Here is a 12682-nt window from a genome sequence, read left to right on the forward strand (position 1 = left end):
TGGTGCAGGAAGGGTTCTTCATGACCTGGCTGATCACGGGCGGGGCCGGCTTCATCGGCTCGCATGTGGTGAAGGCGATGACCGACGCCGGTGAGCCGGTCGTCGTGCTCGACGACCTGAGCACGGGCCGTGCCGAGCGGCTCCCGGACGGTGTGGTGCTGGAGACCGGCACGGTCCTCGACCGGGACGCCGTCGACCGGGTGCTGCGCGAGCACGCCGTCACCGGCATCGTGCACATCGCGGGCAAGAAGCAGGTGGCCGAGTCCGTCGAGCGGCCGCTGTACTACTACCGCGAGAACGTCGAGGGACTGCGCGTCCTGCTCGACGCCGCCGCCGCCGCGGGCGTCGGCCGGTTCCTGTTCTCCTCGTCCGCCGCCGTGTACGGCATGCCCGACGTCGACCTCGTCACCGAGAAGACGCCGTGCGCGCCCATCAACCCCTACGGCGAGACCAAGCTGGCCGGTGAGTGGCTGGTGGCGGCGGTCGGCGCCCGGCACGGCATGGCGACGGCCTCGCTGCGCTACTTCAACGTGGCGGGCGCGGCCACGCCCGAGCTGGGCGACGACGGCGTCTTCAACCTCGTCCCGATGGTCTTCGAACGGCTCGAGGTCGACGAGGCGCCGGTGATCTTCGGCGACGACTACCCGACCCCGGACGGCACCTGCATCCGCGACTACATCCACGTCGAGGACATCGCCGCCGCGCACGTCGCCGCCGCGCGCCGGCTGGCCGACGACCCCGGGGCCCGGCTCGTCCTCAACATCGGGCGGGGCGAGGGCGTCTCGGTCGCGGAGATGGTCCGCATCATCCAGGACGTCACCGGTCGCACCGACGCCGAGCCGCGGGTGCGCGGACGCCGGGCCGGCGACCCGGCCCGGGTCGTGGCCTCCGGCGACCTGATCCGTGCGGAGCTCGGCTGGAGCGCGCGGCGGGGCGTCCGGGAGATGGTGGAGTCGGCCTGGGCGGGCTGGCGGCTGCGCCACCCGTGAGCGAGCGCACGAGGAAGGGCCCCCGGAACGCTCCGGGGGCCCTTCCTCGTGTTCCATCGTGCGGCCGGCCCCGGTGGGCCGGCCGCACCACGGCTCAGTTCTCCTCGAGGAACAGCTTCTCGAAGTGCTTCTGCACCACGGGCCAGTCCCACACCGTCAGCGCGTGCTCGGTGGCGAGCTCACCGGCGGCGTGCCAGGCCTCTTCCGTGGCCGTGACCTTCAGGATCCGCTCGGCCGCCTCCGCGGGGGAGGCGACGACCCAGCCCTCGGGGTACAGCGTGCGGGCGCTGTTGGGCTTGCCCGCGTAGAACGGCCAGTCGCGCACGACGGGGACGGCACCGCTGGCCGCGCCCTCCATCAGGCCGACGTGGCAGCCCTCGCGCACCGAGGAGCTGAGGATCGTCCCGATCTCGACCAGCTTGGACGGGACGTCGTCCGTCGGGCCGAGCTTCACGACCGCGCCGGACTCCTCCAGCGGGGCGATCAGCCGGTCGAACTCGCGCCGGTACTCGCGGGTGGCCTGGCTGGTCCGGGGGTCCATGTCGCCGCCGACCAGGATCAGCCGGTAGCGCTCGTCGTGCTTGCGGACCCGCTCCAGGACGTCCACGGCCCACTTGGGGTCCTTGGCGACCTGGCTGATGCCGACGAGACCCAGGTTGAAGCGGGCCTCGGCCGGCTTGGGCCGGTTGAAGCCCGTCAGGTCCATGGCGTTGTCCAGCACGTGGAAGCGCGGGGCCTGCTCGCCGCGGAGCATCGGCACCAGCGAGGCGGTGAGGTCCTTCACGTGCGGGGCGACGAAGACGAGGTCGTCGACCCGGGAGAAGTCCGTCATGTGCGGCCAGCGCGTGAACGCCTCGTAGCTGTGCAGGCGCACGACGATCCGGGTGTCGCCCGGGTCGATCGTGGTGAGCATGCCGGCCGGGCCCGCCGCCCACTCCAGGAAGACCGTGTCCGCCCAGTCGAGGTGGGGGCGCATCAGACGCTCCACCTCCTCCTGGTAGTCGCTCGCGCCGTCGGACAGACGGTCCTTCAGCATCCTCGGGGCCGCCCAGGAGATCCGCTTGAGGTGCTTGTTCGCGGCCAGGTCCAGGTAGCGCAGCTCGACGCCGGGGTGGTCGGCGAAGTGCTCCTTGATGAGGTGCAGGAAGTTGTCGTTGGCGCTCGTCGCCACCAGCAGCCGCAGCGGGCGGTCGGTGGGCGCGGGCGCCGCCGGCACCTTGCGGCCGCGCGGGCGGCTGAGGGCCTGGTACGCCTGGGAGCGGTACAGCGGGGCGACGAAGCCCTCGGCGTCCTTCGCCAGCGGCGACGACAGCTGGTCGATGTGCAGCACCCGGTGGAAGTGCAGGAACAGCGCCCGGTTGACCGCCTCGGCCGCGTCGTCGGTGCGCCCCTTGGCGTACTCCGCGTCGGCCAGCGCGAGGTGGGCCGCCACCGCCTTGCCGAGGTTCCGGGGGCTGAGGCCCTTGCGGATCTCCTGCATGGCGCCCTCGTAGTAGAGGTCCGAGCGCAGCTTCAGGTCCGGGATCCTCGCCGCGGCGTCCGCCAGGGTCAGCGCGGCACCGCTGGTGCGGCCCGCCCACTGCATGCCCTCGGCGACGTACCGCGAGGTCGCGGCGCGCACCCTGACGGGCATGCCGGGCGCGGTCACCGCGGAGCGCCACAGCCGGGCGCCGACGCCCGAACGCATCACGGGCCGCGGGGTGGCCGCCCGCACCAGCTGGGCGGGCAGGTTGTCGACGCTGCGGCGCACGTCGCGGGCGACGGCGTGCAGCGGCGGCAGGACGGAGGAGCGGGGGGCGGCGGGGCCGCCCTGCTCCTGCAGCTCCTCCACGGCCTTCAGCGCGGGCGTGAGCCCGAACTTGGCGGGGGCGGTGCGGTTGTACTCGGCCAGCCGCCACACCGTGTACACGGCGGAGGGGTCCAGGGCGACGAGCACGTCGGCCCTGCGGGCCCGCGCGCGCAGCCACGAGTCGCGGCCGATCTGCATCCACAGGCGCAGCCCGCGCGGCGACTTGCCGGCCCGGCGGCGCAGCGCCTGGCTGCGGTGCTTGAGGTTGCGCGGCAGCTGGTGGACGCCGGCCAGGCCGACCTTGGCGAGCTCCTCGGGAACGCCCTCGGCGTCCATGGGGAAGCTGCCCGCCAGGTGGACGCGCGCGCCCAGGGCCTCGAACTTGCGCACGGCGGAGGCCAGGACGCCGAACTGCGGCCTGTCGGTGGCGACGAGCAGGACTTCGGTCACTTGGCGAGCTCCTCGACAAGGTTCTTGACGGCGACGGACATCAGCGCCTCACGAGTGAACTGGTCGGCGTGGGCCATCGCTTCGGCGTGCTCCGCGTCGGTGGTCTCCACCGCCATGCGCGCGGCCTTGATGAACGACTCGGTCAGACCCTCCTCGTCGAGGCCGGGCGCGCCCGTCCACAGGGGGTGGCCCCTCAGCACGTTGGAGGCGTCGTGCTCGACGGCGTGCGCCGACACGATCGGCAGACCCGTCGCCATGTACTCGTAGACCTTGCCGGAGGTGACGTAGCGGCCGCCGATCAGGATCAGCACCATGGCGTCCCAGCCGGCGTAGATCGAGGAGACCTCCGCCTTGGCGGCGGGGCCGCCGTAGAAGACGCCGTCGGCCTCGGCCTCCTTGAGGACCTCGGCGTGCCGGTTGGCGCCGCGGCTGGCACCGTTGCCGAGGTGGCCGCGGATCTCGAAGCGGGCGTTCGCCAGCAGCGGCTCCTTCTCACGGGCCGCGCGCCAGGCGTTCAGCACCACCTCGAGGTGCGGGATGGTGAAGTTGACCGTGCCGAGGTAGCCGAAGACCAGACCCGACTCGCGGTCCGGCTTGTGCACCCGGCCCGGCGAGCTGTCGGCGTCGTAGCCGTTGCGCACGACGTGGACGCGGTCGGCGAAGTCCGGGTAGCGCTTGCGGTAGTGCTCGGCGATCGGGTCGTTGACGACCCACAGGGAGACCGCGTTGTCGAGGATCTTCTGCTCCCAGCGGCCCTCCTCGGAGTCGCGGGCGAAGGCCTCGACGCCGTCGATGACGTCGATGGACCAGCCGTCGCGGAAGTCCACCGCGTACGGCACCTTGGCGTCCTCCCACAGCTTCCAGGCCGCGGCGAGGTTCACGTAGGGCACGCAGCTGGCGAGCAGCAGGTCCGCCGGGTGTTCCCGGTGGATGCGCAGCACGGCCTGCTCCAGGTCGCCGCGCCACTCACCGAAGTTGGGCTCCGGGAAGGTCTTGGTCTGGCGGCGGCGGAGCCTGGCGACCCAGCCGTTGGGGTCGAGGGCACGCGCCTCGTCGTAGAGGCGGATGTCCGTCTCCAGGTCTTCGCGCGCCAGCGGCAGCTCGACGATCTGCACGCGGGGGTCGACCTGCTCCAGCAGGGAGAGGTCGATGCCGGAGTCGAGTTCCCAGGACTCGCGGGCGATGTTGACGACCGTGACGTCCCAGCCGGCCCTGACGAACTGGTTGGCGGTCTCGCGCATCCGGTACGTGGAGCTCTTGGCTGCCGGCGGGAAGCCGATGGCGAGGTAGATGACGTGGGGCCGCTTGCCTTCCGCAGGCGGACCGGACGGGGGAGACGATGACATAGCAGTTGACGCTAGCACGCTGACGTGCGCGGACCGTGGGTCGCTCGTGGCCGTCCGCGAGGCGGACGGCCACGACCTCCGGTACCGCGTCAGGCGGGCCGGCTGCCCCCCTTCCACTCCTCCATGAGCCGGACGACGTGGTGCGCGGCGCGGCCGTCGCCGTAGGGCGTGCCGGGGTCGGCGGTCGGCACGGGACGGGTCACCGTCTCGGCCCACTCCTGCGGCGACAGCGTGTGCGGGTCGGGTACGAGGACGTTCCACCCCGTGTTGACGGTTTCCACCCACTCGGTCTCGGGGCGGATGGTGGTGCAGATGCGCTCCAGCAGGAACGCCTCCTTCTGCAGCCCGCCGGAGTCGGTGACGACGCCGACGGAGGCCAGCACGGCGGCGACCAGGCTCGCGTACGGCAGCGGGCGGCCCACGTGGACGTTGCCCTGGGCCAGGTCGATGCCGTGCTCCTGGGCGCGGGCGACCAGACGCGGGTGGGCGGCCAGCGCCACCGGCACCGGCAGCTTCGCGAGCGAGCCGATGATCGCGGCGAGCCGCTCGGGGTCGTCGGTGTTGTCCGGGCGGTGCAGGGTCGCCAGCAGGAACGGCTGCGCCGGGTCGATGCCCTCGGGCAGCTCGGGCGCGGGGAACTCGCCGGCCCGCACCTGGTCGCGGATGCGCAGGCAGATGTCGACCATCACGTCGCCGGCCAGCCGGGTGCGGTCGGCGAGGCCCTCGCTCGCGAGGTGGCGCACGGCCTCCTCGGTGGGGGCCAGCAGCAGGTCGGCGCAGTGGTCGGTGAGGACGCGGTTGTGCTCCTCCGGCATCCGCCGGTTGAAGGAGCGCAGGCCCGCCTCCAGGTGGGCGACCGGCAGGTGCATCTTCACGGCCGACAGCGCACCGGCGATGGTGGAGTTGGTGTCGCCGTAGACGAGCACCCAGTCGGGCTGCTCCCGCTCCAGGACCGGGTCCAGCGCGGAGAGCACGGCGCCGGTCTGCACGCCGTGGCTGCCGGAGCCGACGCCGAGGTGCACGTCGGGGTCGGGGATGCCGAGGCCGGAGAAGAAGACGTCGGAGAGGTCGGCGTCGTAGTGCTGCCCGGTGTGCACGATCACGTGCTCGTGCTCAGTCTCCGCGAAGGCCGCCGCGATGGGGGCGAGCTTCACCAGTTGGGGTCGGGCTCCGACGATGCTGATGACTTTCACTGAGCACTCTTCTTCTCGGGTCGGGCTGCTGAGGCGGACCGGCGTGCCGGGCTACGGCCATGGGTGTCACGGACGCACACCGGAGGCAATGGTAGGCAATGACCGTACTGACCAGGCTCGCGGCCGGATGCCGTCCGGACGGAAGGCCGTGTTCGTGCCGTGGTCAGAAGCCGTTGTGCGGCCCGCGAGGGGCCGCATAACGATTTCGTGACCCGGTGTTCCGGCGCCGGCCGGCGAGCACGTCACCTGCCCGGACCCGGTGTCCGGCGGGGCCGTCCGCCGTGATCGGGCGCATCGGGCCGGCCGCCGACCGCTCGGCGCCGGCCGGAGGACGTGTCCGACGGATCGGCGGACGCCACGGCCGGGGTGCCGCCCACCGCTTCATCTGTGCCGAACTTGTGACACGTGATCCCGCGCCGAGCTCGTGCGGGACGCGCGTCCCGGCCTCGGGCGCGGGGGCGCCGAGGGAACGCACGAGGGCCGGCCCGGGCGGATGCCCGGGCCGGCCCTCGACGCACGCGCGGCGGCCTCAGACGGCGCGCTCGCTCAGCACGCCGTCCTTCTCGTCGTACAGGGCGCCGCTCTGCGGGCACTCCCACACGCCCGGCTCGCCGTCCCGCTCGACCAGGCGCACCCCCGCACGGCCGACCCAGCCGACCTGCCGGGCGGGCACGCCGAGCACCAGCGCGAAGTCCGGCACGTCCTTCGTCACCACCGCACCCGCGGCGACCATCGCCCAGCGGCCGATGGTGATCGGCGCGACGCACACCGAACGGGCCCCGATGGAGGCCCCGTCGGCGATCTTCACGCCGACGGCCTCCCAGTCGCCGCCGCGCTTCTGCTTGCCCTCGGGGTCCACGGAGCGCGGGTTGTGGTCGTTGGTGAGGACGACGGCGGGTCCGATGAACACGCCGTCGCCGAGTTCGGCCGGCTCGTAGACGAGCGCGTAGTTCTGCAGCTTGCAGTTGTCGCCCATGCGCACACCCGAGCCGACGTAGGCGCCGCGGCCGACCACGCAGCCCTCGCCGAGGCGGGCGCCCTCGCGGATCTGGGCGAGATCCCACACGCTGCTGCCCGCGCCGATCTCGGCACTCTCGTCGACCTGCGCACTGGGCTGGACCCTGTAGTTCACTTCTCCGCCTTCCGGTGTTCGGCTCCGCCCGGTGAGCATACGAGGCGTGGTGCGGGGTGCACCAAGGGCGGCGTTTCGGCACCGAAGGGCCGCATCGACACGTTGCTCCCGCGTGTTCGTCAGATGCCTTTGCTGTGTTCAACCTGTGGGGAAACTGTGATCCTTGTCATGCATCGAGCGAAGGTGCAGGTGTTGCATGCGCACTTCAAGCAAAGGGATCATCCGTTGGCCATCTCAAGAATCTCTTCATCCACGGGGTACGTGTGTCAAGGGCGGGGAAAGTGTGGCGGCGCGCCGCCACCACGGTTCTTACGGGGTTACTGCTGTCCTGGGGGGCGGGAACCGGCGGCACGCCCGCCGCGGCCGCGGTCGCCTGTCCTTCGGGAATCGAGTCCGACTTCAACGGTGACGGAGCACGGGACACCGTGATCGCCGACCCGGAGGCGACCGTCGACGGAATCGCCCGGGCGGGCGCCCTGCACGTCGTGTACGGCGGCGGCAAAGGCACGGTGACGCTCACTCAGGCGCTCGACGCCGTCCCGGGCGTGCCCGAGGCGGGCGACCGGTACGGCTTCTCGCTCGCCGTCTACGACGCCGACCTCGACGGGTGCAGCGACCTGGCGGTCGGCGAGCCGTACGAGGACATCGGCACCGCCGTCGACTCCGGCGCGGTGCACCTGATCTACGGATCCCCGAGCGGGATCAACGCCGGCACCAAGCCGGTCAAGGAATTCTTCCAGGGCACCGACAAGCCGCTCGGCGGCGGCGCCGAGGCCGACGACTGGGTCGGTTACGCCGTCGCGGCCGGAAAGACCTCGGCCGGTCAGCCCTATCTGCTGATCGGCAGCCCCGGCGAGTCCATCGGCACCGTCGAGGACGCCGGCGCCTTCTACTACGTCGGCGGCACGGCGCAGACCGTCACCATGACGCACCAGGACACCGAGGCCGCGGGCGCGGTGTCCGGCGCGGCCGAACAGGACGACCGTTTCGGCGCCTCGATCGCCGCGACCCCGACCCACTTCGCGGTCGGCACCCCGGGCGAGGCCCTCGGCAGCACCGCCTTCGCGGGCGGCGTCGGCCTGTTCACCCACGCGCTCACCTCCGGCTACCCCAAGCCGATCGGCGGCCTCGGCCAGGACCAGGACACGATCGGCGGCGCCGAGGAGGTCGGCGACCAGTTCGGCGACGCCCTCGCGATGGTCCCGTACCGCCCGTCCGGCGCCACCTCCACCACCGAGTCGCTGCTCGCGGTCGGCGTCCCCGGCGAGGACCTGTCGACGACCGTCGACGCCGGCGCCGTACAGGTCTTCCGGATCACGGCGAGCGGCGCCTACTCCGAGACCGCCTGGATCGACCAGAACACCGCCGACGTCGACCAGGACGCCGAGGCCGGCGACTTCTTCGGCAAGCGGCTCGCCGCCGTCAACACCTCCCCGAACGCCACCTCGACGGCCACCACCACCCGCCTCGCCATCGGCGTGCCGGGCGAGGAGTCGTCCGAGGAGCACGCGGAGAAGGGCGGCGTCCAGATCGTCCCGCTGGTCGGCGCGCCCGGCGCCTCCGACCAGTGGATCGACCCCGGCTACGGCGTTCCGGGCACGCCCGCCCCGCGCCAGCTCGCCGGCCTCTCCCTGGCCGCGACCCCCTCGCTGCTGTACGTCGGCATGCCCTACGGCCCCGTCGAAGCCCGCGCGGTCCACGGCTTCCCGTGGAACGTGGCCTCCGGCGGTGCGCCGACGGTGACGATCAAGCCCGGCGAGGGCGGCCTCCCGGCCACCGGCGTGGCCTTCGGGGCGACCGTCCGCTGAGGACGCGCGCGGTGGCAGGCCGTCGCCCGGCCGGCCACCGCGCCACCACCCCACCTCGACGAGCCGCGCGGGCGAGCCGCGCACGGCTTCCCGTACGGACCGGCCGGCGCGCGGATCCGAGCCCCGCGAGGGCGACGTCCCCGCGCGCCGACGGTCCGACGACGGCCCCTCGGCCGGCCGGCGCGACGCCCGGACGGCGGGCGCTCCGCACCCCGTGCCCCGGCGTCCCCGACGCCCCCCAGACAGACATCACCCGACGGGAGAGTGGACGCGTGTCCGCAGACAGACCCCTACCCATACGGCGCGGCCTCGCGCTGCGCGCCGTCGTCGCGGCGGCCGTCACCGGCGCCGTGGTGGCCGGCGCCGCGGCCCTCCCGAACGGAGCCGGCACACCGCAGGGGCCCGCACCGGTCTCCGCCGACCAGCCGCTGGTCACCGAGCAGCAGGCCATGGCCTCCGCGAAGGACAGCGGCAAGCGGGCCGAAGTCGTCGGGCTGCGCACCGAGCGCCGCGAGATCTTCGCCGAGCCCGACGGCACGTTCACGGCCCGCGAGTACACCGAGCCCGTCCGCACGGTCCAGGGCGGCACGTGGGTCCCCGTCGACCCGACGCTCGTCAGGCGCGCCGACGGCACGTGGGGCCCGAAGGCCGCCACCGTCGACCTGTCCTTCTCCGCCGGACAGGCCGGCAAGCCCTTCGTGACCATGCGGCGCGCCGGCCGCGAGTTCGCCCTGACCTGGCCCTACGGCAAGCTGCCCGCGCCCGGGGTCGACGGCGACACCGCCACCTACGCCGAGGTGCTGCCCGGCGTCGACCTGACCGTGCGGGCGGAGGCGGACGGCTTCGGCCACCTGATCGTCGTCAAGACGCCCGAGGCCGCGGCCGACCCCCGGCTGGCCCGGCTCGACCTCGGCATGACCACCGACGGCCTGAAGGTCGCGGAGGACGCCACCGGCGCCGTCCTCGTGAAGGACGCCGTCGTCGGCGGCACCGTCTTCCAGGCCGGGAAGCCGGCGATGTGGGACTCGGCGGCCGTCAAGGAGACCGCTGCCGGGAAACAGGGGCCCAAGGCGGTCGCCAAGGCGCTCAGGGCCGCCGCGGCCGGCGCCGGGCCGACTGCTCCGGTCGCCCCCTCCGCCGCCGCTGCGACGCCCACCGCCACCGCCGGCCCGCAGGCCGCACCCGAGCCGGCCCTCGAGGGCCCGGGCGGTGGCGGCCGCGTCGCCCCCTTGGGCGTCGAGGTCGGCAAGGACAGGCTCAGCCTCGTCCCGGACCAGAAGCTCCTCAAGGGCGAGGACACGGTCTTCCCCGTCGTCATCGACCCGATCCAGCGCACCACCTCGCGCACCTCGTGGACCGGCGTGATGTCGGGCATGCCGAGCGAGCAGGACTGGAAGTACTCGGGCAGCGCGGGCGTCGGCAAGTGCCCCACCGACTACAACCCGGTCTCCTGCAACGGCGTCGGCGTGCGCCGCGTGATGTTCACGATGCCGCTCTCCTTCTACAAGGGGAAGCAGATCCTGGGCGCCACCTTCTCGGCCCGCGTCGAGCACATCTACAGCGCCTCCCCGACCGCCGAGCCCGTCCGGCTCTACCGGGTCGGCGGCCAGAACTACAGCCTCAGCTCGTCCAGCAACTGGTCCAACACCTCGGACGACTGGGACGACTACCTCCAGACCGTCGACAAGGCGATCTCCCCGACCTCCTGCTCCAGCCAGGCCAACCTGCACTTCGAGAGCGGCGAGACCGGCGAGCTGACCAGCGAGATCAAGACGGCCGCCGCCGGCGGCTGGAACGCGATGACGCTGGGCCTGCGCGCGGCCGACGAGTCCCGCTTCGCGGAGTGGAAGCGGATCTGCGGCAACGCGTACCTGTCGATCAAGTACAACAACCTGCCGCGGCAGATCAAGACGTCGGACATGTCCACGGACCCCGGTGGCGTCTGCAAGTGGGGGACGAGCCGTCCCACCACCGACGTGCCGCCGAAGCTCCAGGCCATCGCGAGCGACCCGGACCACGGCAACGGCCAGACCGACAAGGTGAAGGTCCAGTTCAAGGTGGAGTGGGGCGGGACCACCCCCGGCTCCTACACGTACACCACCCCCGACTGGCTCTCCCCGACGACCAGCACCAAGTTCGTGCACACCGTCAAGTCGACGATCCCGCAGAACACCACCGTCTACTGGAGCGCGCGGGCCTACGACGGTGACGGCTACGGTCCGTGGAGCTCGGACGGCGACCCCGCGCAGCGCTGCGAGTTCACCTACGACAAGACCTGGCCCGGCAAGCCGCTCGTGCTGTCGAAGCAGTACCCGTCCGACACCGTCTACCACGACGGCGTGGGCGCCTACGGCACCTTCACCTTCTCGCCGAACCCGAACGACTCCATCCCGGACAACGACGTCGTCAAGTACCAGTACTCCTTCAACGGCGCGGCGATGACCACCCTCACCCCGGCCAAGGCGGGCGGTTCGGTCTCGGTCCAGTGGATGCCGACCCGTTCCGGACGCCAGGTGCTGGAAGTGGTCGCCGTCGACAAGGCGAACCACGCCAGCAGCACGCCGTACGACTTCCTGGTGAGCGAGGGCAAACCGGTCGTCGCCCAGTGGAACCTCGCCGACCAGGCGGGCGACACCGAGGCGCACGACGAGAGCGGCGACTTCTCCGCGACCGCCGGCACCGCCGTCGCCTTCGGCGCGGACGGCCCCGGCGGCAAGGTCGACAAGGCGGCCCGCTTCGACGGCAGCGCCGAGTCCTACCTCGACGCCGGCGAGACCGTGCTGGACACCGCCAAGAGCTTCAGCGTCAGCGCCTGGGTGCGGCCCACCGCCCTGGACAGGGACATGGCGGTCGTCAGTCAGGACGGCACCGGCGAGCCCGGTTTCACCCTCGGCTACGACGCGGGCGCGAGGACCTGGAAGTTCGCCGTCCCCGTCAACGACGTGGACTCGCTCGGCGAGTGGAAGGCCGTCTCCACCGGCGTCTCCGTGGTCAAGGACCAGTGGGTGCTGCTGACCGGCGTCTACGACGCGCAGAAGAGCGGCGGCCCGCAGCTCCAGCTGTACGTCAACAAGGACCTGAAGGGTTCCGCCGGCCGGCGCTCCACCTGGAAGTCGTACGGCCCGCTCCAGATCGGCCGGAGCACGGCCAAGAGCGGCTACCGCGACAACTTCACCGGTGACCTCGCCGAGGTCCGCGTCTTCGACCGCGTCCTGCCGGCGGCCCAGGTCGCCGAGCTGATGACGATCAAGCCGGACCGCAAGGGCTACTGGCAGTTCGACCAGGCCACCAACGGCTCGGTGGCCGAGACGGGCGGCGGCCAGGCCCTGACCCTCGCGGGCAACGCCTCCATCTACCGCCCGGCAGACCCGCTGTTCGACGTGGCCGCCCTGGTCGGCGACGGCAACCTGGTCCTGGACGGCGACGGCGACTACGCGTCCACCGCCACCGCCCCGGTCACCGGCAACACCAGCTTCACCCTGACCGCCCGCGCCCAGCTCACCTCGCTGGACCCGGAGAAGTCGCAGACGGTGCTGTCCCTGCCGGGCGCCAACGCCAACCGGGTCCAGGTGCGCTACCAGGCGGCCACGCAGCAGTGGGAGCTGGCCGTCGCCAAGACGGACGTGGCCGCTCCCCAGGTCGTCACCTTCACCGACGACCAGGAACTGCCCGACACCGGCGGCTCCGGCCAACACCTGGCGGTCGTCTACGACGCCTTCGCCAACACGATCCGCCTGTACGTCGAGGGCCAGCTCGTCGCCGGCGCCCACGGCACGGACAACACCCTGTGGTCCGCCACCGGCGGTCTCCAGGTGGGCCGTTCGCTGCGCGGGGCGAGCGAGTACTTCGCGGGCGCCATCGACGAGGTGCGGGTGTACAGCGGCGCGGCCGACCCGGTCGCGGTGCAGCAGATGGCCGCGCTGACGGCCGTGACTGACATGTGACGGTTCGTCATCAGTGAGGTGTGCCGGGCTC

Annotated in this window: 7 protein-coding genes; 3 read left to right on the top strand and 4 right to left on the bottom strand. The window is 72.5% G+C overall.

The genetic code is table 11. The features are described from left to right. Positions 1 to 20: 20 nt before the first annotated feature. Positions 21 to 989 (top strand): UDP-glucose 4-epimerase GalE, encoded by a 969-nt coding sequence (galE, locus tag ACH4F6_RS08205; RefSeq protein ID WP_397959089.1) that lies wholly within the window; start codon positions 21 to 23, stop codon positions 987 to 989. Positions 990 to 1083: 94 nt separating this feature from the next. Here galE and ACH4F6_RS08210 read toward each other — a convergent pair whose 3' ends face one another. The 4 genes from ACH4F6_RS08210 to ACH4F6_RS08225 all read right to left on the bottom strand — a co-directional run bounded on the left by ACH4F6_RS08210 (position 1084) and on the right by ACH4F6_RS08225 (position 6899). Continuing rightward, complete coding sequence (locus ACH4F6_RS08210) at positions 1084 to 3228, bottom strand: glycosyltransferase family 1 protein (RefSeq protein ID WP_397959090.1); 2145 nt, start codon at positions 3226 to 3228, stop codon at positions 1084 to 1086. After that, positions 3225 to 4469: a glycosyltransferase gene (locus ACH4F6_RS08215; RefSeq protein WP_397959333.1), complete on the bottom strand. Its 1245-nt coding sequence runs from the start codon at positions 4467 to 4469 to the stop codon at positions 3225 to 3227. Before ACH4F6_RS08215 ends, ACH4F6_RS08210 begins: the two co-directional genes overlap by 4 nt. A gap of 194 nt (positions 4470 to 4663) precedes the next feature. Then, positions 4664 to 5767 (bottom strand): non-hydrolyzing UDP-N-acetylglucosamine 2-epimerase, encoded by a 1104-nt coding sequence (wecB, locus tag ACH4F6_RS08220; protein ID WP_397959091.1) that lies wholly within the window; start codon positions 5765 to 5767, stop codon positions 4664 to 4666. 529 nt (positions 5768 to 6296) lie between these two features. Further along, on the bottom strand, positions 6297 to 6899 hold the full coding sequence (locus ACH4F6_RS08225; protein WP_397959092.1) for an acyltransferase: 603 nt from the start codon (positions 6897 to 6899) through the stop codon (positions 6297 to 6299). 425 nt (positions 6900 to 7324) lie between these two features. Here ACH4F6_RS08225 and ACH4F6_RS08230 point away from each other — a divergent pair, with 425 nt between their 5' ends. Both ACH4F6_RS08230 and ACH4F6_RS08235 read left to right on the top strand, forming a co-directional pair. Continuing rightward, the gene (locus tag ACH4F6_RS08230; protein ID WP_397959093.1) at positions 7325 to 8707 is read left to right on the top strand and encodes a VCBS repeat-containing protein; all 1383 of its coding nucleotides are present in this window, start codon (positions 7325 to 7327) and stop codon (positions 8705 to 8707) included. Between the two features lie 272 nt (positions 8708 to 8979). Further along, positions 8980 to 12651, top strand: a complete 3672-nt coding sequence (locus ACH4F6_RS08235) for a LamG domain-containing protein (protein ID WP_397959094.1) — start codon at positions 8980 to 8982, stop codon at positions 12649 to 12651. Positions 12652 to 12682 lie beyond the last annotated feature (31 nt).

It is taken from the genome of Streptomyces sp. NPDC017936 (assembly GCF_044328485.1).
GTDB lineage: Bacteria > Actinomycetota > Actinomycetes > Streptomycetales > Streptomycetaceae > Streptomyces.

What these genes read in the sequence shown, in the direction of transcription:
- galE (WP_397959089.1), top strand. Translation starts at nt 21, where the DNA reads ATGACCTGGCTGATCACGGGCGGGGCCGGCTTCATCGGCTCGCATGTG.
- ACH4F6_RS08215 (WP_397959333.1), bottom strand. Translation starts at nt 4,469, where the DNA reads ATGCGCGAGACCGCCAACCAGTTCGTCAGGGCCGGCTGGGACGTCACG.